This is a genomic window from Deltaproteobacteria bacterium, assembly GCA_016208165.1.
Taxonomy (GTDB): Bacteria; Desulfobacterota; Desulfarculia; order JACQYL01; family JACQYL01; genus JACQYL01.
The window spans coordinates 48930-71751 of the sequence record JACQYL010000028.1 but is presented as its reverse complement, the minus strand read 5'-3'; the positions used below and the strand labels follow the sequence as shown (position 1 = coordinate 71751).

Annotated in this window: 20 protein-coding genes and 2 tRNA genes; 8 read left to right on the top strand and 14 right to left on the bottom strand. The window is 53.1% G+C overall.

Annotation, left to right across the window (positions count from 1 at the left end; translation table 11 throughout):
* Window positions 1-40 precede the first annotated feature (40 nt).
* The 10 genes from HY788_06240 to HY788_06195 all read right to left on the bottom strand — a co-directional run bounded on the left by HY788_06240 (window position 41) and on the right by HY788_06195 (window position 8957).
* The gene (locus HY788_06240) at window positions 41-766 is read right to left on the bottom strand and encodes a hypothetical protein (protein ID MBI4773768.1); all 726 of its coding nucleotides are present in this window, start codon (window positions 764-766) and stop codon (window positions 41-43) included.
* A gap of 224 nt (window positions 767-990) precedes the next feature.
* Complete coding sequence (locus HY788_06235) at window positions 991-1941, bottom strand: hypothetical protein (GenBank protein ID MBI4773767.1); 951 nt, start codon at window positions 1939-1941, stop codon at window positions 991-993.
* Between the two features lie 952 nt (window positions 1942-2893).
* Window positions 2894-3340: a hypothetical protein gene (locus HY788_06230; GenBank protein MBI4773766.1), complete on the bottom strand. Its 447-nt coding sequence runs from the start codon at window positions 3338-3340 to the stop codon at window positions 2894-2896.
* Between the two features lie 75 nt (window positions 3341-3415).
* Window positions 3416-3509: transfer RNA gene (locus tag HY788_06225), tRNA-Ser, on the bottom strand.
* 24 nt (window positions 3510-3533) lie between these two features.
* Window positions 3534-3625, bottom strand: a tRNA-Ser gene (locus HY788_06220).
* Window positions 3626-3726: 101 nt separating this feature from the next.
* Window positions 3727-5379 carry an acyl-CoA dehydrogenase family protein gene (locus tag HY788_06215; protein ID MBI4773765.1) on the bottom strand — a complete coding sequence of 551 codons (1653 nt, stop codon included), beginning with the start codon at window positions 5377-5379 and terminating at the stop codon, window positions 3727-3729.
* Window positions 5380-5491: 112 nt separating this feature from the next.
* Window positions 5492-6613: an MBL fold metallo-hydrolase gene (locus HY788_06210; GenBank protein MBI4773764.1), complete on the bottom strand. Its 1122-nt coding sequence runs from the start codon at window positions 6611-6613 to the stop codon at window positions 5492-5494.
* A 496-nt stretch (window positions 6614-7109) separates the two neighbouring features.
* The gene (locus HY788_06205; GenBank protein ID MBI4773763.1) at window positions 7110-7352 is read right to left on the bottom strand and encodes a hypothetical protein; all 243 of its coding nucleotides are present in this window, start codon (window positions 7350-7352) and stop codon (window positions 7110-7112) included.
* A 232-nt stretch (window positions 7353-7584) separates the two neighbouring features.
* The gene (locus tag HY788_06200) at window positions 7585-8214 is read right to left on the bottom strand and encodes a superoxide dismutase (GenBank protein ID MBI4773762.1); all 630 of its coding nucleotides are present in this window, start codon (window positions 8212-8214) and stop codon (window positions 7585-7587) included.
* A gap of 218 nt (window positions 8215-8432) precedes the next feature.
* Window positions 8433-8957, bottom strand: coding sequence for a ferritin family protein (locus tag HY788_06195; protein MBI4773761.1), 525 nt, complete (start codon window positions 8955-8957; stop codon window positions 8433-8435).
* Window positions 8958-9170: 213 nt separating this feature from the next.
* On the opposite strand from HY788_06195, the gene HY788_06190 reads away from it, so the two are divergent.
* The gene (locus tag HY788_06190; protein MBI4773760.1) at window positions 9171-9527 is read left to right on the top strand and encodes a hypothetical protein; all 357 of its coding nucleotides are present in this window, start codon (window positions 9171-9173) and stop codon (window positions 9525-9527) included.
* Window positions 9528-9769: 242 nt separating this feature from the next.
* Here the strand turns inward: HY788_06190 and serC are convergent, their stop codons facing one another.
* Window positions 9770-10855 carry a 3-phosphoserine/phosphohydroxythreonine transaminase gene (gene serC, locus HY788_06185; protein MBI4773759.1) on the bottom strand — a complete coding sequence of 362 codons (1086 nt, stop codon included), beginning with the start codon at window positions 10853-10855 and terminating at the stop codon, window positions 9770-9772.
* Between the two features lie 945 nt (window positions 10856-11800).
* On the opposite strand from serC, the gene HY788_06180 reads away from it, so the two are divergent.
* The 7 genes from HY788_06180 to phoU all read left to right on the top strand — a co-directional run bounded on the left by HY788_06180 (window position 11801) and on the right by phoU (window position 18801).
* A complete protein-coding gene (locus HY788_06180; protein ID MBI4773758.1) occupies window positions 11801-12619 on the top strand; it encodes a phosphate ABC transporter substrate-binding protein in 819 nt (272 codons plus the stop codon).
* Window positions 12620-12734: 115 nt separating this feature from the next.
* Window positions 12735-13733 (top strand): phosphate ABC transporter permease subunit PstC, encoded by a 999-nt coding sequence (gene pstC, locus HY788_06175; protein ID MBI4773757.1) that lies wholly within the window; start codon window positions 12735-12737, stop codon window positions 13731-13733.
* Between the two features lie 5 nt (window positions 13734-13738).
* Window positions 13739-14599, top strand: a complete 861-nt coding sequence (gene pstA / locus HY788_06170) for a phosphate ABC transporter permease PstA (GenBank protein ID MBI4773756.1) — start codon at window positions 13739-13741, stop codon at window positions 14597-14599.
* Window positions 14600-14840: 241 nt separating this feature from the next.
* Entirely contained in the window at window positions 14841-15524 is a 684-nt protein-coding gene (locus HY788_06165; protein MBI4773755.1) for a response regulator transcription factor, read from the top strand.
* 4 nt (window positions 15525-15528) lie between these two features.
* Entirely contained in the window at window positions 15529-17349 is a 1821-nt protein-coding gene (locus HY788_06160) for a HAMP domain-containing protein (protein MBI4773754.1), read from the top strand.
* An 18-nt stretch (window positions 17350-17367) separates the two neighbouring features.
* On the top strand, window positions 17368-18132 hold the full coding sequence (locus HY788_06155; GenBank protein ID MBI4773753.1) for a phosphate ABC transporter ATP-binding protein: 765 nt from the start codon (window positions 17368-17370) through the stop codon (window positions 18130-18132).
* Window positions 18133-18141: 9 nt separating this feature from the next.
* Entirely contained in the window at window positions 18142-18801 is a 660-nt protein-coding gene (gene phoU / locus HY788_06150; GenBank protein MBI4773752.1) for a phosphate signaling complex protein PhoU, read from the top strand.
* Window positions 18802-18842: 41 nt separating this feature from the next.
* Here the strand turns inward: phoU and HY788_06145 are convergent, their stop codons facing one another.
* The 3 genes from HY788_06145 to HY788_06135 form a co-directional block, all read right to left on the bottom strand.
* Window positions 18843-20816, bottom strand: a complete 1974-nt coding sequence (locus HY788_06145) for a response regulator (protein ID MBI4773751.1) — start codon at window positions 20814-20816, stop codon at window positions 18843-18845.
* 27 nt (window positions 20817-20843) lie between these two features.
* Window positions 20844-21650, bottom strand: coding sequence for an SAM-dependent methyltransferase (locus HY788_06140; protein MBI4773750.1), 807 nt, complete (start codon window positions 21648-21650; stop codon window positions 20844-20846).
* A 946-nt stretch (window positions 21651-22596) separates the two neighbouring features.
* The gene (locus tag HY788_06135; GenBank protein ID MBI4773749.1) at window positions 22597-22788 is read right to left on the bottom strand and encodes a zinc ribbon domain-containing protein; all 192 of its coding nucleotides are present in this window, start codon (window positions 22786-22788) and stop codon (window positions 22597-22599) included.
* Between the last annotated feature and the right edge of the window lie 34 nt (window positions 22789-22822).

Below are 22822 nucleotides of genomic sequence, written 5' to 3'. Positions count from 1 at the left end.
CATAGCCTGATTATATCGTAACTACTTATTATTGCAAGGCTTATCTCCACCTCGCGACCCTTAAGTCAATGACATTGACCCTAAAGCGGTTAAGAAGAGCCTTAATCCTTGGAATTTCCTTATCTAGCCATTCGGCCCGTACTTTAGGCTGACCGCTTGTCATGAACATTTCATGAAGAACATGATCTTTCTTCCAATCCTTTTGTGATTTCTTTAGTTCATCAAGTAAATTCTTATTCTTTTTCTTGGCAATGACGAGTTCGCAGTCAGCGCCCATCAGATATAAGCTCCTCAAGAGACCATAATATTCGGTCTCCTTATATGTCACCACAGGATCGACGCAATCTTCAACAAGCCTACGTCCGAACCTCGTGAAGAGCGATCTAAAAGTTATGCCCTGCAATTCTGGATCAAGGCGAAAGATATTCGATTCGTCCAACCATTCAATGAGCCTATTTTGGGAAATTGACTTCTCATCGAAGGCAAGCCTCTTTCCGTCCGCACTACGTTCTATGATGTGTGGTTTATTATCTATAGTAAATTCTAAAAAAAATAACCAATCCGGTAAAGCAGTCTTAAGTCTATTATCTAAACGTGCACCAAGACAATGATGGACAAGCTTAAGAGCCAGGGTTTTGCCAACCCCATTACTACTTCCTTCTTGGCGATCAGCGGAACTGTCACCAACTATCAAGGTTAGACCAAAAGGATTGAACCTTATTGTTTTAAATGATCTGTGACTAGATGTCAGTTTGACTAGTCTCATTTTGCTCACATAGACTAATACGTCCGTCTCCAACCAAGTTTACGGCGCCAATGGCATAAAGAAGGTCAACCGCCAAGATCAAATGAGAAAAGGATGGCCTGGATTTCCAACCGGATGAACCGCTATCAATCTTGGCCCAAAGTTCGTCGAGCGTGTGTGGTTCAATGAGAAGCTGACGAATATGGCCCGATAGAGCAATAATCGAGTCGATAAAGCGGACATGTTTATGCGGGATCAATGCTGTCCGGATGTTCATATGCGTCACACGTTTCGAAATATTTGGATATGATAACCTGGGCCGCCAATCGGCAGGCGGCCAAGCTGTGGGGATGGTTTCGCTTGCTCGTAGGTATCAGACTTTCCACGAGCCACACATACCTCTCATTCGGCGCATCAGCCGAATCAACGACCGCAGTCTTGCTCCGATGGTAAAGTTCATTGATTTGAAGAGCGATCTGCTGAGCTAGTCCCGGATCCCTCACCTTCAAAAATACGTCAATCTCATCGACCTGGTATGAATAAATACGCAAATATTCGGAGACAGGTACAGTGATTCCATTCAGCTGGATTTTTTTGTGAAAATCTGGACTGGTATCATCGAGAAGCGGAACTATTTGTGGCGGATTGTCGGCCAAATAGGTCAACAGTTCACCGATGGCGCTAGGATCTATGAATTCCGGGGTTTCCGCAGGTATGCCGCCCACAATCATCATCTTCTGCGACTCGGTCAATGACATGAACTTTGCTTCCAACTCTGCTGAAGATATCGGCGTCGCCTCTTTTAAATTTTCATCTATAGCAAGATTCAGAAGGCTACTTGCTATCGGAGCAGGCGCACCACGAAAGCGATCATTATAAACGAAATGATAACGCTCAATCGTGGGCCATTTCTTTCTCAGCTTGTTGAAATCAATTATCGTCTTGTTCACCGCTTGAACAGGGCTCCGGGTTGTGGCCGCCTGCGGTCCGAAAACTTGAAAATATCTGTTTTCTCTTGGACACCACCCATCATTACCGCCATCACCCCAGTTCCCCCATGGCGCCACCGCCTGAAAACCTTGAGTGGAGTATTGCATCACATCGTTGAAAAGTCTCTGAAATTCGGTACCAGATGCCTCATGAATCTTTAGTCTAAAAAGTTTTCTGTACCAAAAATCTTTGTGATCTGATGACACTACCTTTCCTTCCGTATACGATGCAAGGTTGCAGTTTTCCTATATAAATTAGGCTCAGCGTCGGTCTCGTTTTGCTTCGCATTCCCCTAAGATTATTGGATAGCATCAATTACAGGTACTGTCATAAATCCGCAGATGAAACCGGGCACCCAATCACAGGCTCCCCAATGCATCTGTCCTTGGCTTTTGCCAAGTCTGTCTCTTCAGGCTGGGACACGCGGCCCTCCTCTGCTCCGTGCTGTTTCACGTCCTCCAAATCCGTTTGAGCATCCAATCTGGATTGGAGTGCAGTTTTGAATACTGCTGACACGAAACCGTTTTGGGCAACAACTGAGGAGATTCAACCCAATCTTCCCAAAAAGCTGCGGGTTGATCCGGGTTGGTGTTGACCGATTCACCAATTTCGAATGGTGATTCGAGTGCATCATGTCCGTCACTCGCGGAAGGTGAACATCTCTACAGTGAAAAATAGAGCAGTTTGTGTGCCAATTGCAATAACAGATTGATTACAGATGAATTCTTCCATTTCGGGCCGAAGTGGATACCTTGATATTGCTCAGAAATTGAGCAATTCCCGGCCACACATTGCTCAATAATTGAGCAAGACGCCCTCACCCCCCCTCTTCCCCTTCGACAGGCTCGGGATCGTTGACAGAGGGAGAGGGAGAGGGCGGGTAAAGGGGTCAAGTCTGCTCTTGACTCTTGTCAAGTCCTTTTTCACACTCTTTAGACTCAGCTGCTCATGGTTTCTCACATTACATTGACACAGAGGGTGTCACTCGCGGGTGGTTGTTCACTCTGCAATACAAATAATATGCAGCTTGCGTGCCAAATGCAATAAGAATGTGATTTACCCGGTTTTCGGGCGCATGCATGCGGCGAACGAGGCCTGGAGGGCTGGGGCAGGTGGGCCCAATGGCCGAGCCTGCGACTTGTTCATAGGATAGAACGGCTATCTTGAGACGTAAAGCCCCCACAGGATAAGGGGGACGGCGATATCCGCAAAGAATACCGCCCCTGCATTGCCGGGGTTCTTGTTGCCCGTTTCTTTCTGGTCCTTCAGGTGCACCGAGAAAGCCCCGAGCAGGAAAACCGAAGCGAAAACAATGGTCGCCAGCCAGAAGCCGTCGCGGAAAAGGAAGCACAACACGCCGCATGTTCCCAGCGAGAGGTTGGTAAAGGCAATTTCCTTCTGGAAGGGATTGCCCGCGGGCCAGCCGATATATCCGGCTATCTCGTCGGATTTGAAATCATGGCCGAGGAAAGCCCAAATTCCCCCCAGGCCGACTTCAATAACCAAAAACCAGAGCAGCAACGACTCAATTACCGGGGCGCGCCAGATGAGAATATGCCCGGTAGCGATGATCAGAGCAGCGACCGATAGATAAATCGTAAACATGATACAATTAATAGGACATATGGGATCTATACGGCAAAAAAGCCGTCCCCCCGAGGGGCGGCTGACTTATTTAAATGGCGGAGAGAATGGGATTCGAACCCATGGTAGGGCTTTTGACCCTACACTCGCTTAGCAGGCGAGCGCCTTCAGCCGACTCGGCCATCTCTCCGCGGGAGGAAATCTCGGATCATGCTGGCGGAGGGAGTAGGATTCGAACCCACGGTCCCGCTCACACGGGACAACGGTTTTCAAGACCGCCGCCTTAAACCACTCGGCCATCCCTCCGAGGGTGGAGCTATTCTTAGCATTCTTGCCCGCCAAGGTCAAGGGCAAGTGGAGCAGTTGAACCTTTGGACACGATTCATTTCTTCAGGGTGGAGCATCGCTTATTCGGAAGCCATCCTTTCAAACAGAACCCTGTGCAGCCGTTCCTTTTTGTCCGGCAGCAAACGCTTGTTCTTCTTCCGCACTTCCCGGGCCTCCTCGATAAAATACAGCAGAAGTTCCCGGTCTTCTCTTTCCAGGCAGCCATGACGTTGCCGCGCCGACAGGCTCGCCAGTATGGCCAGCAGGCCATAGGTAACCATGCTCAACGTGGTCCATCTTCTCAATAGGAACTGCTGGCGGGTAAAGCTTTTCCCGTGGAGCAGAAGGCCCAGAAAGAACATCCGTTTGAGGGTCTTGACATTGGCCCGGGCCAATGCAGACGCTTTTCGCATGGCCTCGTCCTCGAAAACCAGAGGCCATCGATCCCGCCCGAAAGCTTTTCTTATAAGAAAGAGCAGTCTGGAAATCGGGTTTTTCGATCGCATGTCCGATCGCTTGTTGAGCTTGCCCAACAAGAACAGAGGCGGGTAGATGCTGTGAATCTCCGTGGTGCCTTCGAAGAGCGTTCCCGCGCGCATGTCCCTCATACGCCTTTCGTAGGGCTGGGTGGAAAGGTACCCGGAGCCTCCCGCCACCTGAAGCGCGTCGTACAGCGTATCCCAAACTCGTGTGGTGCCGAAGAGCTTGCAGTGAGAAGTCTCGATCGCCGGATCGAACTTGGGCGCTTTTTCCAGAATGGCGGCCGCAAATTCGTTCATGGCCGAGCTTACGAACCGCCGCACTCGGGCTTGGACCAGCTTTTCCTGGATCAGAGGAAAGTTCCGGATGGGCTGTCCAAACTGCAGGCGCGCGGCCGCCCGCTTTTTCATGTCTTTCAGGGACTGGTCCAATAAACCCACGGCTGCCGCTCCGAGTTTCAAGCGGCCGTAGTTCAGGATGGTCATGGCGATCTTGAACCCTTCACCGGGTTTGCCGACGAGGTTTTCTACGGGGACGCTCACCCGATCCAGTCGAACAAAGGCTGTCGAGGAGGCTCGGAGGCCCATTTTGGGCATGTTCTCTCCTATTTCCACGCCTTTCCAGTCGGTCTCGACAATGAAAACACCCATGTGTCCGGGCTTTTTCGGATCCATCTGGGCGAACACGGTGATGGCGCCGGCGTAGTTGGCGTTGGTGATATAGGCCTTTGTACCGCTCAGGATATAGTGCCCTCCGTCCGGAGACGGCTCAGCCGAGGTCTGAAGATTACGCGCATCGGATCCAGTGTCGGGCTCCGTAAGGCCGAAGGCCATGATCTTTTCGCCTGTGGCTGCCGGAACCAGATACCGGTTCTTCTGACGCTCGTCACCAAAAAGCAAAAGCACCTGGACCCCGAGCGAGGTATGCGACATGAACGTCAGGGCCGTCGACACATCGAGTTTGATGGCTTCTTCGATGAACTGAAGGTATTCTGTCAGACTGAATCCGAGTCCGCCATAGGCTTCGGGGATGTTGATACCGAAAAGGCCCAGCGCTCCCAGTCTTTTCAACACCTCATCGGGAATCCGTCCGTCCTTTTCGAAGCGTCCCACATCATAGTCCTTCATCAGGTCATGATAGTCGTTTACCAGGCGTTTCACCCGTGTCGAGGGTTCGGCAGGGGAGAACGCCCGGAACATACGTTCGTTGAGCGATCCGAGATAGAGATCCTCCATGAAATAGAGCGACGACATGGCTTCTCCTCCTCTACGATATGCTTTGCGACTGCAGCATGATGAATCCCTCCGACGAAACATGTCCCCTCGCACAAAAGCCCGGCGCAATACGTTGCCTGTCCAAACTCCGTCAACCTTTCAAAGATCCATCCCGGTTCAAGAATATGCTATGGCCGTGATCGAGGTGGATCAGGCGATCCTCGAGCCCTTTTTCCCGCATCTCGCGACGGATCTCCATAGGTGGAAAATAAACAGGCTCGTCCCCCAGACGAAAGGTTCCCCAATGCACCGCCAGCAAACGGGAGGCATTCAATTCCACGAAGGACTGAACCACCTCCGCGGGATTCATATGGCTGGACGCCATGAACCACCGGGGCTCATAGGCCCCGAGATTGAAGATGGCCAAGTCCGCATGAAACTCCCTCGAGAGCTCCTTGTATCCGTGGAAGTAGGCGGCATCGCCGGAAACGAAGATCGTTGGTCCGGCGGCTGTTTGAATCAGGAAAGACCCCCACAGGGATCGGTTGGGGCCCATGAAAGGATTTCTCATGGTCCAATGGCTGCAGGGCAACAACGTGATCTTTCTTTCGCGGTCGCTGTAGCTCTCGAACCAATCCAGTTTGGATCGATGCTTCATGGGCAGACCGTCGAATACATAGTCATAGCCCAAGGGACTGATCACATGCGTGTCCGAGGGCAGATCGCGTAAGGAGTCTACGTCCAGGTGGTCAAAATGACCGTGCGTGATCAGAACGTGGTCCGGTCCGGGCAGCTCACGCGGATCGAAGGCAAACGGAGTGAAATCCGTGATGAACCAGAAAGGGCTGTGGAATACGGGGTCGATGAGCAGAACCGTACCTTTGTCCTGGATGAGTACGCTCGCGTGCTTGAGAAACGTGACGGAAAGACCTTCCGGATTTCGCAGCGATTTGGAATCCACGCTCACCGGAGCTACCCGCTCCTGACTGTAATAGGATTTGAACGGATTGGGGCTGAACAGCTTCCATCGCAGCAGCCGAAACGGGTTCCCGTACGTTTGAGAGGAAAAAGGATTGAGGAAGCCGTTCTCGGTGTGGTGGACTTTTCTTTTAACCAGTTCATGAAGGTCGTAAGGCGGCGTTTTCACATAGGTGTTTTCGCTGGAACCATAAGCCGGACGCGCCGACAGATAAGGTCCGACAGGCGCCAGACCGAGGAGGGCTGCCTTCACCGCATAGGATAGTGTCTTTGTCAGAAATCCACGACGAGTCATGTCCGGAGGCCTCATCTTTCATTGGTTTCGATTCCCGGAAGCACAGACACTGGACATTGTCCAGTGTCCGAGTTCGCATATCCAAACACCCAACCGGCGGACCGAATCCTGCCCTTACCTTTAATACTAACTACGCTTTGGAAACATTCCAGACATCGGCGGCCTTATACGGTAGTTCCATCCTCGAAGGATTCGCTTTCCGGCCAATCGGGAAAGATCTTTTCGAGAAGGTTTCCCCGAGACACGCCGGAGCGGTTGGATGGAACGAATCCGCCTGATCGTCGTAACCGAAGACGGCGGGGACGGGCCGGAAGCGAGTTACGAGCCGTGCAAGGCTCGTAACGTTGGACAAGGGCGTTTCGGTTGAATGTCAAATAAGAGGATAAACCCAGGAATTCGCGGCACGCACGTATCGCGGGCGCTCCGGCTCCTCGATCCCGGGAAAACCACTCGCCGTCCGGATTCCCCCGAAGCTCGAACTCCGAAGTGCGAATGCCTATTCCGACTCCCGGGAGATGACTCGGCGCTTCCAGAAGGCCAAAACACCGTTCGTGCCGAATTCCAACTGTATCAGCTCCCAGCCCGCCTGCCCCCGCTCATTCATTATGGTCTCGAGAAAGGAGACCTGATCGCCGGGGACCTGTTCGAGGGCGCAATCCGCTTGCGCCGAGCAGAAATAGACCAATTGCGTGAATTCCTTCGAGTCGTGCCGGGTGATTTCATATACGTAAGATTCCATGATTTCTCCAATAACCCTGGGCGCCGGAAAGCATTTTACTGCCCATCGAAAGTCAACAAGACAGACAGTACCTCTTCACAGCACGGAGCCGTCCCGTCACCTTTGACTGCTCAAGGTGAGGCGATCGCAGTGCATACCGATAAGGCGGAACCGACCGGAAAGCGGATCATGACGAACATAGGATTAGTCGGAAAGCCGGAAAGCAACACTCAGAAACAGGAACGGTCCCGCACTATTTTCGCATCATGTTCGCGGCATGGCTATAACGTTTCCCGACCTCGGCCCAGTTGATTATGTTCATGAAGCCGGCTACGTATTCCTTGCGGCGGTTCTGATACTTCAGGTAATAAGCGTGTTCCCAGACGTCACAGATCAGCAGAGGGATGACGCCCCAGATGGTCAGATCCTGATGCTTTTCCGCTTGAAGCACCAATAGATATCCCCTGTAGGGCTCGAACGCCAACACTCCCCACCCGCTTCCCTCCACCGCGACGGTAGCGGCTTCGAATTGGGCCTTGAATTTGTCCAGATCCCCGAAGCTCTGGTTGATGGCATTCAGAAGGTTCTCGTCCGGGCCGGAGCCTCCTTTGGGAGCCATGTTGGTCCAATACAACGAGTGAAGGACATGTCCCGAACCGTGAAACGCCAGTTCGCGGGACCAGTGTTTGATCAGGCTGTAATCGCCCTCGGCCCTGGCTTTCGCCAGCGCATCCAAGGCTTCGTTGAATCCCTTTACATAGCCGGCATGATGTTTGTCGTGATGGAGCGTCAGGGTCTCTTTGTCGATAAATGGTTCCAGGGCGTCATACGCATAGGGGAGAGGCGGCAATTTGCACTCCCCCGCCACGCCGGCGGCTTTCATTTCAGCCGAGGACGCCGTTCCCGCTACACTGGCCAAACCCAAAGTTACAGCGGCTGCTCCCGCCCCCACCATGAGATCCCTTCTGGATATGGGATGGTTCATGTACACACCTCCGTTCTCGATAGACTTAGTTGTGTCTGATACGCCCGACTTCATAAGCCCCAACTCCTGCGCGACCGGGCACAGGTCCATGGCGCGGCGTGAACGTCAACGCCGGATCACGCACCGTCCCAGTGCAGGTGTTCCTTCTTGGAGAACCAGTGGACCGGATCGGCATAAAAATCATCCATATCTTGAAGAATCAAGAGATGTCCCCGTTCCTCTTGAGTGAGTCGTTCATAAAACTGCTTTTCGATGGTGTTCTCCGCCTTGCCACTCAACTCCGTATAAAACCGGATCCCTTTTTCTTCGTATTCGCGAGCGATCCTCACGGCCTCGACGTCATCCGCGTTAACCGTAACCTTATCGTTCAGTTCCGCCCTCGCTTTCTCGAAGATGTTCTTCAGGTGTCCCGGAGATTGGAAAGTAGGGCATTGATCGGGCCACTGACCCGAGGCCGTCAGCTTATCGTAAATTCCTCTGACGACCTCCATATGTTTAAGCTCCGCCTTGGCTATGGCCTCGAACATCAGTTTACCGTATTCGTTTTGGGTGCGTTTCGCAGCGTCCTGAAAATATCGAAGTCCGTCTCCTTCGAAACGGATCGCTTCGTCCAGCATCTTCAAGCAAGAGCGTGTGTCCATACGTTCTCCTTCGCATTGGATGTCGAAAAGCATGACGTAAAAAAATCTCGTTTTAAGATAAGTACGAATCGTGGAACGTCAAAAGGGGGAGGCCATATTCATTTCGTTTCCTTTGTGAATCATGGTATGAATGAGTAACGGTAAAGGATTTCGTGAATCATCCGAGTGGGGGAGGGCGGGACCTCCAGGCGCTGGAGACCTGAGGAAATACCTATGGGGTTACGCGTGCGTTTTTCCGACCTTTTTCGCTGTACGTTGGACGAGAGAACGGGAAACGAAGGTTATATCGGCGTGTCGCCCAAGGGCGATGAATACCACGTCGTAGTCCCGGTCGACACGCAAATCGCTCGCGGCGTCAAAGCGTGCAACAGACCTCGAGACGGAACTCCCTTTGGAGGGTACGCCCGTTGGTTCTATTTTCGATGCGAGGCTTTCTCTGCCGATGGAGATCCGGATCTGAATTCAGAAGAGTACAGAAGCCTCCGGGTGGCGGCTTCGCGCAATAGCGGGGCCCAATTGGTGAAGTGGGCTGCGGGGGAAGGAATTCAGATCGAAGTGTATGAGGATTGAAAGAGGTGTTGGGACCTGCTCATGATTCTGAATGGTTGCGGGGGATGCTACGCGCCCTCGCCCTGGCCTTTCGGCGAAGGGAGAGGGCGCGTGGCTTGCTTGACCCGACAATTTCAATTTGTCGGCTTCGTGCGTGAATTCAACCGACCCTGCCAACCCATCATGTCGCCCCGCCCCTCGAGAGGGGTCCGCGGGGCGGGAGGGCGCCATGAGTCTTGCATCATAAGGCGAGGTGGCGCTTCTTATCCTTTTCTTGCCGCAAAGCCCCGCATGAATTCCACCAGCGCCTTCACGTCGTCCAGGCCGGTGGCGTTGTATAAGGACGCGCGGCATCCACCGACGCTGCGATGCCCCTTGAGTCCGCCCAGTCCGTTTTCAGTCGCCTCTGCCACGAATTGCTTCTCGAGATCCTCGGACGGAAGTCGGAAGGTCACGTTCATCAGGGAGCGGCTGTCCACGTCGGCCGTACCTCGATAGAAGTCCGTCTCATCGATCGTATCGTACAGCAGGTCCGCCTTTTGTTTGTTGAGGGCCTCCATCTTTTCGAGGCCGCCGACGGTTTCTTCCAGCCATTTAGCCACCAGTTGGATGACATAAATGGTGAAACAGGGAGGTGTGTTATACAGGGACTGCTCCTTTACGTAAGTGGTATATCTCAGCATGGTCGGCAATTGTTCGGGGGAGCGGGCCGCCATGTCTTCGCGTATGATCACCACGGCCGCACCCGCGGGCCCCATGTTCTTTTGGGCTCCCGCGTAAATGAGTCCAAAGGGCTCGATGTCTATGGGCCGGGAAAGGATGTCGGAAGACATATCCGCCACAAGAGGAACCGCACCCGTATCCGGGAATGTTTTCCACTGGGTGCCCTTGATGGTGTTGTTGCTGGTGATATGAACGTAAGCCGCCCCCGGATTCAGACCTAAATGCTTGGGTATATAGGCGTAGTTTCTGTCGCTGCTCGACGCGGCCACGTTGACCTTCTTTCCCACGATTTTGGCCTCTTTGATGGCTTTGGAGGACCAGGTACCCGTGTCGACATAATCGACGGCATCGTTGTCAACGGCCAGGTTCATGGGGACCATGCAGAATTGCATACTGGCGCCACCCTGAATGAACAGGACATGGTATTGGTCCGACAATCCGAGCAGGCGCTTGATGCGGGTCTGAGCTTCCTCGATGACGTCGTTGTAGGTTTTGGACCGGTGGCTCATTTCTAGGATGGACATGCCCGTGTTCTTGAAATCCAGGAATTCGGATTGGATTTCTTCCAGCACCGCCAGAGGCAGCGCTGCCGGCCCGGCGTTGAAGTTGTGGATGCGATGGACCATTGGTTTCCTCCCTCTTGCATATAACGCAAACCGCGTCGATCTCTATTCACTCGTTGGGTTGAATTCGTTTCTTCCGCTGGAACGTTTCGCGGGTGGCTGCCGTCCGATGTCGGAGCAGAATTCCGAATTTCGTCTCAGCTAGGTCCCAGCGCGTGCTTGGATTCCATTTAAACAAAAAGGTGGTCTATACTCTATTCATCCTTGATCGTCAATAGTTCAATATCCTGTAATCCACGAATCCGTCAAATGTCTCCTTAAAAGGCCCTTGCAGCTCCTGTTCAGAAAACGGTTGGAGGGGATTTCACCGGTTCCTTCCGGGTTGAATCGTTTTTCTCTGCCATTTGACGTCCGTCCCTCGGATACCAACTTCCGATTTCCATCCCTTACTCTTCCCACTTGAAGCAACTCGGCTGCTGAAACGCCCCGTTATAGATACCGCACGAGCCTATACGAGGGGAAGCGAGACACCAGGTTGCATCCATGCCAAACCCGTTCCGACGCGGTGAGCTACACCGAAAAGCCCATTTAGTTACAAAATTATGACAAAACGCCGCCACATCCGAAAACCATGTCAACATAAAGGTTTACACTGCGGAGAAACTGAGTCTAAGATAGGTTGAGATGAGGTATTCGGGGAATGGAAGCCGGCGCTGTTTCGAGTGCAGGCGGCGATCTTCAATGGCCGCCCGTTCAAACGGTTGAGCTTAAGTCACTCAGAACAAAGCATTATCTGATCTTCCTCCTCCTTCTGACAATCCGGTGGGCAGCCATTACCAACAGGACCGGTAGCTGTCTGCGCTCGCGCCCAGAGAAACACCGCCTCGTAACAGAATTGTCACAAATAAGCAACGGGAGCGTCATCTTTCAAAGTTAGAGTCCCAATACATTATACTTTGGCCAGGCAGAACATCGGCCTTTGGAGCAACGAATCGTTAGGAGGAAAGAATGCGAATTAGAGCGGTTATCGTGTTGATGAGTATTCTGGCTGTATTCGCCGTGAGCGGTCTGTGCGCGGCGGGTTCGAATGTGGTCATTAACGGATCCACCACCGTGCTTCCCATCGGGCAAAAGTCCGCAGAGCTGTTTATGAAGGGCAATCAAGACGTCAATATCAGCGTGTCCGGCGGCGGCAGTGGAAACGGAATCAAGGCTATCATTGACGGCACGTGTGATATTGCCATGTCGTCCCGTTTCGTTAAAGACAAGGAAATCAAGCTGGCCTGTGAAAAGGGAGTTTACCTCGTGCCTCACCGGGTGGCCATTGACTGCATCGTTCCCGTGGTGCACCCGAGCAACCCTCTGAATGACATTGATCTCAACACATTGAAAGGGATCTACACGGGCAATGTCACCAATTGGAAAGCGTTGGGAGGCTCCGATAAACCCATCGTGGTGATCAGTCGGGACACCAGCTCCGGAACGTACGAGGTGTGGCAAGAGAAGGTTCTCCTTAAGGAGCGCGTGATGCCCAGAGCTTTGCTTCAGGCGTCCAACGGAGCCGTGGCGCAGGCCGTGGCCGGGAACCCCTACGCCATCGGCTACGTGGGCATCGGCTATCTAAACCCTCATCTCAAAGGGCTTACGGTGAACGGTGTTGTGGCATCCCCAGCCACGGCCTTGAATGGCACGTTTCCGATTTCGAGAGCCTTGTTCATGTTTACAAACGGTTGGCCCGAGGGACCGGCGATGTCGTATCTCAACTATCTTCTGAGTCCGGCCGGTCAGAAAATGGTGGAAACCGAGGGTTTCGTGCCGTTGTATTAAGCACCGACAACGAATCCGTAGCTGCGCATGCGCCGCGGGGTGAGCGTTGGATTCGTCGCCCCGGTTCGCGCGCTGGAAGCTTCGGACGCGAGAGTCCATTCAGGCTGAACATACAATGAAAGAAACATCGATTGAGGTTCCTTTGGTCGAAACGGCGAATCTCGCCGACCACGCCGCGGATACAAATGGGCCGGGCTTGGGGGATGCCTGGACGGGCAGAGGCGGTCACCGGAGGAGGAGCAGAGAAAGCGCCATCCGCATGATTTTCTTGCTGACGGCCCTGTTTTCCATCACCGCGTTGGGATTGATCCTGTTCTTCCTGTTCAGAGAAGGTGTTCCTATCTTCAAGGTCGTGTCGTTGAAAGACTTTCTTTTGGGACGGGATTGGTATCCTACGGATGACCCCGCCGCATTCGGGATTTTTCCTTTGATCGTCGGCTCCATCGCCGTGATCACGGTTTCATGCATCGGCGCCATACCTTTGGCTGTATTAACGGCGATCTTTATCGCTGAAATCGCCGGCCCCCGAATGAAGGAATTTCTTAAACCGGTCGTGGAGCTCCTGGCGTCGTTGCCTTCCGTGGTCATCGGGTTCATAGGCATGGTGGTCGTTGCGCCTTTTTTGCAGAGAACGTTCGATATTCCGACCGGGCTGAATCTGCTCAACGCATCTATTATGCTCGCCATCATGACCATTCCGACCATCTGCAGCATTTCGGAGGACGCCATGTATGCGGTTCCCCGCGAGTTGAGGGAAGCGTCGCTCGCATTGGGAGCCACCCAGTGGGAAACCATTTTTCGCGTGGTGCTGCCGGCTTCCCTGTCCGGGATCGCAACCGCGGTGATACTCGGAATTTCGAGGGCCATTGGTGAAACCATGGTGGTCCTTATGGTGGCGGGCGGCGCAGCGATCGTGCCCACGAGTCTCATGGACCCGGTTCGTCCCATGCCCGCGAGCATTGCCGCTGAAATGGGCGAGGCGCCTTTCCAGAGTGAGCATTACCATGCCCTTTTCGCGATAGCCATCGTCCTGTTTTTGATCACGTTCGCCTTCAACATGATTGCTGATCAGATATCGCACAAATATAAGCAGGTGGGATCAGCCACTTTATAAAGAGTATGGATACGCTTCGTTCTCGGTATTTGAAACAAAAGATCGCGTTTGCCGTCGTTCGCTTGTCAGCGACCATGGTGTGCCTGACCCTCCTGCTGATGATCGGCTTTGTCGTCTTCCACGGGTGGAGAGCCATCAGTTGGACCTTTCTGACGGAGGCGCCCCTGGATTCCATGACGAAAGGCGGTATTTTCCCTGCGATCGTGGGAACGTTTTTTCTGACGTTTGGCGCCCTCGCCGTGGCTCTGCCCATCGGGGTGGCTTCGGCCGTCTATTTGAACGAATACGCTCGGGGGGGAAGAACGGTCCGCATCATCCGACTGGGTATCAACAATCTGGCCGGAGTGCCTTCAGTGGTGTTCGGCCTGTTCGGTCTTGGGCTTTTCGTAGTCTTTTTGAAGTTCGGCTCGAGCCTTTTGTCGGGTTCCCTGACGCTGGGGTTTCTGATTCTGCCGGTCATGATCGGAACATCCGAGGAAGCTCTCAAAAGCGTGCCTCAAACGTACAGAGAAGCTTCGTTAGGGCTAGGAGCCACCAAATGGCAAACCATTTACAAGGTGGTTTTGCCTGCGGCGTTTCCGGGAATCCTGACGGGGTCCATATTGGGAATCGGCAGGGCCGCCGGAGAGACCGCCCCGATCATGTTCACAGCGGCCACGTTCTATACATCCCGTCTTCCGGGGTCCCTTTTTGATGAGGTAATGGCGCTTCCGTATCACATATATGTTCTGGCTACGGCAGGCACCCATATCGAGAAAACCCGGCCTCTGCAGTACGGTACGGCGCTGGTGCTGATCTTTCTGGTCCTAGGCGTCAGTCTTACGGCCATACTGCTTCGATCTAGGCTGCGTAGAACAAGGAACTGACCGTCGGGTGATCGTCGCGTCCCGGAGGCCGGCCCCGGCAAGGATACGGGTTTTTCGAAGGATGGTTCCGGGTGAACAAGCGGGTCGCGCAGGAGCGTCGCAGAGGTGTTCGAAATCGTTACCTTCTCCGAAAGAGAAGGGCATACCTGCATTCTCGAGATTCGTGATCGGGAGATCGGAATGTCTAGACACTCGGAATACCGCCGGACGCACCAATCAATTCTAGTACAAGGAAGGCGAAGTGCAGGCAAACAGAATCCTCATCGTGGAAGATGAAGAGGACATAGCGTCTCTTCTGGAATATCATTTCGAAAAGGCGGGTTTTCGTACCGACAGGGCCGCTAATGGAGAAACGGCCTTCAGAATCATTCGAAACCACCCGCCGGACCTGGTAGTCCTGGACCTCATGCTGCCCGGTATGGACGGCTTGGAGATCTGCAAGCTTCTGAGGAGTGACAAGGAAACTCGAAAGCTGCCGATTCTCATCCTGACGGCCAAAGGAGACGAGATCGACCGGATTCTCGGTTTGGAATTAGGCGCCGACGACTATGTAGTGAAGCCGTTCAGTCCGAGGGAACTCATCTTGAGGGTTCGCGCCATTCTCAAACGGGTATCCATGGAAACCGACGAGTCGGATGTGATCATGGTCGGGAATTTGAGAGTGGATCCAGGATCGCATCGGGTAACCATAAACTCCGAGGAGGTCCCTCTAACGTCTACGGAATTCAATCTTTTGCTGGCACTGCTGCGCCACAAGGGTAAGGTCCTCACGAGAGATCGATTGCTGGATATCGTCTGGGGCTATCAGTACGAAGGATACGCTCGAACGGTGGATACCCATATCCGACGCTTGAGACAGAAATTGGAGGACGAAGGTTCGGCTATCGAAACCGTTTGGGGCGTAGGTTACCGGTATAAGGAATAGGAGAATGACCCTTAGCTTGAGGATGAAGATCATTCTATCGTATCTTTTTCTGTTTGGCGGTTTTTTGGGGGCCGCCACCGTATACTCCACGCGTTTCCTGGAACGCGAGTTGATCGGTCGAGTGGAAACCCGCATGCAGCACGAGATCGATTTTCTGGGTAACTTGCTCCATTACGAACTGATTTCGGAGCCCGGAATAGATCCGATCCTCAAGCGAATGGGTAAGGATCTTGGTCTCAGGTTGACCCTTGTGAACGCCAAAGGGGCAGTGATAGGCGACTCGGAAGTACCCTCCGCGCAGATTCCTGAAATGGACAATCATGGCGGCCGCGAGGAAGTTCGCTCCGCCATAAGGACAGGTTTTGGAAAGAGCCACCGGGTCAGCGCAACCACGGGCAAGGAAATGCTGTACATGGCCCAAAAAGTATTTTTGCCGAAGGATAATTGGGGCATTTTGAGACTGTCCGCGTCCCTGATAGAGGTAAGACAAGAAATTGCGGAAATCCTGTGGCGTTTGTACAGCGCCGCCGCGGGCGCCTTTGTATTGATCGTAGTTTGCACGCTCTGGCTCGGCAGGCGCATAGCCAATCCCATCGAGAATATGACGCAAATGGTGCGGCGCATAGCCGAGGGAGATTTCAGACTCCGGATTTTGGAATATCCGAAGGATGAGATCGGCGAACTCGGAAAAGCCATGGACACGATGGCTCATCGATTGCAGACGACGATCGAAAAGCTGAACGGTGAGACGAGCCAGTTAACGTCCGTGTTCAGAGGGATGATCGAGGGCGTCATGGTCGTGAACGAGCGCGGCGAAATTGTTCTGGTCAACGATGCATTCAAACGCTTCTTTCCTCAGGTGAAAGACATTGAAGGCCAAGGCCCCTTGGCGGCGATTCGCAACACTCTTATCACGGAAGCGATCCGTTCGGCTTTAGGTGGAAAGGAGACATTTGACCTCGAGATCGCAGTGGGGTTGGAGAATAGCCGGTTTTTCCAGGCCAATGTGGTGCCGTTGCGCATAGAAGGCCAGGCAAAGGGCTGCATTGCGGTGCTTCACGACATCACCAGAATCAAGAAACTGGAACAGATGCGCAAAGACTTCCTGGCCAATGTCTCCCATGAGATTCGCACGCCTCTCACGACCATCAAAGGATACTCCGAGACGCTGCTGGAATTGCCGCCCGAAGACTGGGAGGCAAAACGGCGTTTCCTTCAAGTCATCGTCAAACACGCCGATCGTCTGTCCAGCCTGGTCGCGGACCTTCTGAAACTCTCCGCCATTGATTCCCACAAAGTGGAATTGCACATGACGGCCCTGAACATGGAGTCGCTATTTAAAGGACTTAAGCAGACCTATGCGAAAGCGCTGGATTCCAAAGAGCTGAGTATGACGTTTGATGAAGGGATCGGAGAATTGTCCGTGTTCGGAGACTATGGGTCGCTAAATCGAATTTTTGAGAATCTGGTCGATAATGCGATTAAATATACGCCCTTGGGTGGAAAGATTAGAGTCGGTGCTTCCACGGATCAGGAGTGGGTTGACGTAACGATTGAAGACACGGGTATCGGAATCCCCAAGAAAGATCTAGACCGCGTGTTTGAGCGGTTCTATCGGGTGGACAAGGAACGTTCGCGCGACTTGGGTGGAACCGGCCTGGGCCTTGCCATCGTCAAGAACTTGGTCATTGCCAACGGGGGACGTGTGTGGGCCGAAAGCCGGGTCGGCAAAGGATCGACCTTCCATGTCGCGCTCCCGAAACCGAGAAAAGCGGCGCCCTCCGAAGATACGATCGCTGCCACAACTGAGACCACCTCTGTCTAATGAAATCGGAATAGTTGCATGGGGATCACGTCGTCTAAGATATCCGCCCGGAACCTGGACTTCTATTATGGGGATTTCCAGGCCCTTAAGAGTATATCCTTGCTCATGTACGATCGTAAAGTGACTGCCCTGATCGGACCCTCAGGATGCGGCAAAAGCACCTTTCTGCGATGTCTGAACAGAATGAACGAAACCATCGTAGGCGCCCATGCGGAAGGAGAGGTCATTCTGGACGGGCGGAATATCTATGACTCGGACGTGGACGTGGTGGAGGTGCGTCGCAAGGTGGGAATGGTATTTCAGAAGCCGAACCCCTTCCCCAAAAGCATTTTCGAAAATGTGGCGTATGGCCTCAGGGTCAATGGCGTAAAGAGCAAACGCGCCATTATCGAAAAAGTGGAGACGAGCCTCCAGGACGCGGCCCTTTTCGATGAAGTGAAAGATCGCCTTCATTCTTCGGCCATGGGCCTTTCCGGTGGACAGCAACAGAGGCTCTGCATTGCGCGCGCCCTGGCCGTGGAACCGGAGGTGGTCCTGATGGATGAACCCGCTTCGGCCCTGGATCCGGTTGCCACGCAAAAGATCGAGGAACTTATAGAGCGTTTGAAAGAAAAATATTGTATAGTGATCGTGACCCATAATATGCAGCAAGCCGCCAGAGTGTCCGACTATACGGCGTTTTTTTTCCTCGGTGAATTGGTGGAAGTGGACAGAACCGACATTCTTTTTACGCGACCGAAGAAAGAGCAAACGGAAAACTACATCACCGGTCGTTTTGGATAAGGAGTCCAGATGTCCACGGAATTGAACCGTGAATTGAAAGAACTTCAAATGACCCTCCTTGAGATGGCCACCTTGGTCGAGGAGGCTTTACGAAGCGCCATGGAGGCTCTTGTCGAACGCAACACGGAACCCGCCCTGGCGGTTATCGACGGCGATGCTCGAATCGACGAACTGGAAATCCGCATCGACGAAGAGAGCTTGAGGCTGCTGGCCCTAAGGCAACCCCTAGCCGTGGATCTGAGATTCATCACCTCCATCATCAGAATTAATGCGGATATCGAACGGGTGGGCGATCTTGCGGTCAATATAGCTGAGCGGGCCGTTGAACTCAATGAGCGGCCGCCATTACCGTTCCAGGTAGAAATCGAAGCTCTCGGAAATGTGGCGCTGACCATGCTCCAGGACGCCATCAATTCCTTTATCAGCAAGGATACCAGACTCGCCAGGGAAGTATGCAAGCGAGACGACGAGGCCGACGCATTGGCTACGGAGATCGTACACAAGCTGTTGGATCAGATGATGAAGGACACGCCGGCCATCCGAAGGGCGGTAAGCATGATTATCATTGACCGCGCCCTGGAACGTGTTGCGGACCTGGCCACCAACATCTGCGAAGCAACGATCATGTACGCGGAAGGCAAGAGCATCAAACACCACCACTTTGAATGAGCGATCGTTCTATTTCCAAATAGAAGGCAAGGATCGTCCCTTCACATGGTTGACTCGTCGAGGATCTCCCTTACTTTCTTGGAGAGCGCAGTCAGCTTGAAGGGCTTTTGAATAAAGCCGTTACAGCCCCGATTCATAATGTCCGTGGCTTTCCCCTCGATGCTGTAGCCCGTCGAAAGCAGCACCTTTACCTTTGAGCTGATGTTCCTGAGAGCATCGTAGGTTTCACCGCCGCCCATTTCCGGCATAATCATATCCAGAATGACCAGCGAGATTTGATCTCTATTTGCACCATAGATTTCGACGGCCTCTCTGCCGCTGTTCGCCGACAGAACCTGGTACCCAAGAGCCTGAAGGAGTTCGCTCGCTATGCTCAACACCGCCCTTTCGTCGTCCACGCAGAGGATGGTCTCGTTTCCTTTGATCGTTTGTTCCGGGGCTCTTGGAGGCTGGGCGAACACCCGATCCGACGCGGGAAGATAGATCTCGAAGGTCGTACCCTTGCCTACTTCGGATTCCACTTTGATGTAACCACCGTGTCCTTTTACAATGCCATAAACGACCGCCAGACCCAAACCGGTGCCACGGCCCATCTCTTTGGTCGTGAAAAAGGGATCGAAAACGCGCTCCATGGTTTCTTTGGTCATGCCTGAGCCCGTGTCGGCGATGTTGATCATGACGTAGTTGCTCTTTTTCGGGTTGCTCAGCTTTCCTTTCACCTGATCGTAAGACAGATTCTTCGTTCCGATAAACAAGTTTCCGCCGCCGGGCATGGCGTCGGCCGCATTAATATAGAGATTCAGCAAGACCTGTTCGATTTGCCCTGCGTCCGCTTCGATGGCGAGCAAATGCTTATCCAGTTCGAGATGGATCGAGAGTTCCTTTCGAGTTCTGTTGAATGTCTCGGCAAGATCTTCCACAAGTCTGTTCAGATCGACGGGCTTCACCTCGTACCTGCCCTTTCTGGCATAACCAAGGAGTTGAGTCGTCAGCCGGCTACCACTTTCGACTTGTTTCTCGATACTTCTCAGCCGCTCATAAAACGGATGCGCGCGGTCCATGCTTAACAGCATCAGGGACGTGTGGCCCTGAATGGTTGTGAGGAGGTTGTTGAAGTCGTGCGCAATGCCGCTGGCCAGGGTGCCTATGGCCTCGGTCTTCTTAGCCTCTCGGAAATCGGCTTCGAGTCGTTTTCGTTCCGTTATATCAACGAAGGAAACCATCACACCGATTCGATACCGGCCGACGTCCTTGATGATGGATAGTGAGACTTCGACTTCAAAATAGGATCCGTTGGCCCGTCGCGCCCGCAGCTCGCCCCGCCACCCCGCCCCGGCCTTTTCGGATAGCGCGTTGACGATCTCATGCGATTTGTCAATTTCAAGTAAGTCGATGCAATTTTTTCCGTGAACCACACTGGGGTCCTCAAGACCCCACATGTCCGAAAAAGCCGGATTCACGTAAGTAATGCGTCCGTCAATGTCCGTTAACATGATTCCGTTTATGGAGGTATTGATTGCATGGTTCTTGATATAAAGTTCGCGACGCTGACTTTCCAGCGCGCCCGACAGAGCCCGCCTCATTTGTTCCTGGTCTTCGAGTATCCGGGCTTCGAGGGCGGTGTTGTAGCCTTCCATCAACGAACTCATGTACCTGTCCACCAGGTCCAGGCCTTGATCCATGAGCTCAGAGCCTTCCACGGGGAACGTTGCCCTGCAGAAGCGCCTCAGGCGCACGCCCAGGGCTGCGAGGGTTGACTGCCCCAGGCCTTCTTCCATGCGATAACTGCCAGCGCTTACAACTTCTTTATCGTTGCCGGAGGCCACAAACTCAAGGAAGTGGTTCGCTTGTTCCCAGCCCAATTCGCTTATGCGTCTGGGATGGAGGTTGAAGCGATTCTCGAAAGCAAAATCCTGAAACATCTCGCCAAGCTGAGTGGCAAGATAGGTCAGCTTTTCCAGCAGTTTCTGATAGATCACGCTCGAATGGTGACTTTGGCGCACATCGGGGTTCACAGGATCCGACCTCACGGGTTCGAGACTCTACTTATAGAAAATCACGCCGTAGAAGCCCCGCCCTCCCCATTCGTCTGTTTCTCTCTGGGTGACTTTCTTCCCAATTCCAATCCACTCATCCAGCGTCAGCGATCCGGGCTCGGAGACTTTCCAGGGTTCCGCCATCTTCTTCAGCCTTTCCTGAGACCGAATATGAATAGGCTGACCGATTCTTGAATACAACTCGAAGACGGGCTTAAGCTTCTCCGATGTTTCCGAGACGTCCGCGTCTGCGTCACAGAGAAACAGTCTGGACCCTTCTCCGGCCCATCCATACAGCGTGCGGAGAGCGTGCTGGATCCTGTCATCCGGCAGAAAGTATGCGATGCCATTGAAACCGATGGCGATTTTCCGATTTTTCCCAAAAAGCTCCTCGACAACGCCCGAGGTCAGAAGTTTTTCAGGATTGCCGGCGTCGCATTGCACGTACCGAACGTTAGGGTCGTCCTTCAGAAGATCTTGTGCGTACTGCACCGTGACCGGGTCAATGTCGGAATAGATCACTTTGGTCCCCGCCGGCGCCAGTTCATGGATATGATCTTCCACCGGCAGACCGGAAGCAAAGTCAAGGAACTTGTCAAAGCCCTCGACAACCAAACGCCTCGTGGCCTCTCCCAGAAACCATCGAATCAATCGAAGGGTTTGCGGCATAAAAGGCGCCACTGCGAGCAGCTGTTTGGCCGCCATTCTGTCGATTTCAAAGTTGTGATGTCCGCCGATCAGGTAATCGTAGATTCGGCCGGCATTGGGGGACGTAGGATCCGCAATGTTTGAAAAGTCTCCCTTGTTTTGCATGAGCACCCTCCTTCAACGGTTTGTCGTAACAAAGCTCTGCAGGTTTGACCAAGAGGCGATCCGTCAGGTGAAGCTTAGTAGATAGCATCAAAGAATACAAGTGCTTTGATATACAATGTTTACTAACAACCGTTTTTTAACGTTTCGCCGGAGCGGGTATTCGGATCGTCAAAACGGATGTTCCGATTGGTTCACTGTAAATGCATGCCAGGGACACACTGAAACTCATAGGAGGGAGCTGTGAAATGACATTGCCGGCTTGCGAAAGCGCGAGCAGCTGTCGATGTGCAGGGAAAGTTCCGAGGAGACTTCTGATAGGGTCGGATATCACGGTCCACTTCCACCCACCGTTACCATCCAAATCAATGACGGTTTAGGGTGAAACTGTCGGGGAATTCCGCTCCATCGGACGGAACCAACAGCCTTCTGATGGACTCCCGTCTCTTTCATATGCAAAATAATCCACATCCCGGTTTTTCAACGCCGTCCTATAGACCGAAGCGTGTTTCAACACGACTCGATAGGAGTCTCTGCCCTTGGGGTCCAGGAGGTTCTCAGCGTTTGTGTGAAAGCTCGACGACACGTTTATGACTTGAAACGGGTGGAGCATCGAGTCGTGGGGGGAAGGACCCGGTTAGGTACGCCGTCTTCCGGCCGAGTTTCGGGAAAGCTCATACGCACGGACGAGACGCGGGAGCGCGGTTGGGGAAATCTGCGTTAGAGTAACTCGCGCGGTAGTCAGACGGATCCGCCTCACCGCCGAGCGGCCCCGCCAACCGGCGCCATGGAATAGGAGGGATGGGTTCGTTTTTCCATATCCGGTTCATCCTCAGTGCCTATTGCGAGAGCCTATTCTCCTTTATCTCCCGCTCAAGGTTATAGAATGCCACACGAGACGGCCGACGGAAACGCATCGTGAAGCGGTTTCACATTGAGAAAAGACAGGTCATGCGGAACCGGTGACTTTTTCTGCTCCTTTTTCGGACGTTTCCCAATAGGCTCTGAAAAGGTCGTCTTGTCTCGTCGTGCGAATCATGTGGCCGCCGCACGAAGTGCAATGCACCCATTGATCATCCACACCCGCCACACGGCTCTCCACAAGTTCGCACCCATTGCATTGATACTCATAAAAAGGCATTTCAATTCTCCACTCGTTCGACTTTGTTGAAGGT

What these genes read in the sequence shown, in the direction of transcription:
- HY788_06140 (MBI4773750.1), bottom strand. Translation starts at nt 21,650, where the DNA reads ATGCAAAACAAGGGAGACTTTTCAAACATTGCGGATCCTACGTCCCCC.
- pstA (MBI4773756.1), top strand. Translation starts at nt 13,739, where the DNA reads ATGGATACGCTTCGTTCTCGGTATTTGAAACAAAAGATCGCGTTTGCC.
- HY788_06215 (MBI4773765.1), bottom strand. Translation starts at nt 5,379, where the DNA reads ATGTCGTCGCTCTATTTCATGGAGGATCTCTATCTCGGATCGCTCAAC.
- HY788_06190 (MBI4773760.1), top strand. Translation starts at nt 9,171, where the DNA reads ATGGGGTTACGCGTGCGTTTTTCCGACCTTTTTCGCTGTACGTTGGAC.
- phoU (MBI4773752.1), top strand. Translation starts at nt 18,142, where the DNA reads ATGTCCACGGAATTGAACCGTGAATTGAAAGAACTTCAAATGACCCTC.
- HY788_06240 (MBI4773768.1), bottom strand. Translation starts at nt 766, where the DNA reads ATGAGACTAGTCAAACTGACATCTAGTCACAGATCATTTAAAACAATA.
- HY788_06195 (MBI4773761.1), bottom strand. Translation starts at nt 8,957, where the DNA reads ATGGACACACGCTCTTGCTTGAAGATGCTGGACGAAGCGATCCGTTTC.
- HY788_06205 (MBI4773763.1), bottom strand. Translation starts at nt 7,352, where the DNA reads ATGGAATCTTACGTATATGAAATCACCCGGCACGACTCGAAGGAATTC.
- HY788_06230 (MBI4773766.1), bottom strand. Translation starts at nt 3,340, where the DNA reads ATGTTTACGATTTATCTATCGGTCGCTGCTCTGATCATCGCTACCGGG.
- HY788_06160 (MBI4773754.1), top strand. Translation starts at nt 15,529, where the DNA reads ATGACCCTTAGCTTGAGGATGAAGATCATTCTATCGTATCTTTTTCTG.
- serC (MBI4773759.1), bottom strand. Translation starts at nt 10,855, where the DNA reads ATGGTCCATCGCATCCACAACTTCAACGCCGGGCCGGCAGCGCTGCCT.
- HY788_06135 (MBI4773749.1), bottom strand. Translation starts at nt 22,788, where the DNA reads ATGCCTTTTTATGAGTATCAATGCAATGGGTGCGAACTTGTGGAGAGC.
- pstC (MBI4773757.1), top strand. Translation starts at nt 12,735, where the DNA reads ATGAAAGAAACATCGATTGAGGTTCCTTTGGTCGAAACGGCGAATCTC.
- HY788_06155 (MBI4773753.1), top strand. Translation starts at nt 17,368, where the DNA reads ATGGGGATCACGTCGTCTAAGATATCCGCCCGGAACCTGGACTTCTAT.
- HY788_06180 (MBI4773758.1), top strand. Translation starts at nt 11,801, where the DNA reads ATGCGAATTAGAGCGGTTATCGTGTTGATGAGTATTCTGGCTGTATTC.
- HY788_06200 (MBI4773762.1), bottom strand. Translation starts at nt 8,214, where the DNA reads ATGAAAGCCGCCGGCGTGGCGGGGGAGTGCAAATTGCCGCCTCTCCCC.
- HY788_06210 (MBI4773764.1), bottom strand. Translation starts at nt 6,613, where the DNA reads ATGACTCGTCGTGGATTTCTGACAAAGACACTATCCTATGCGGTGAAG.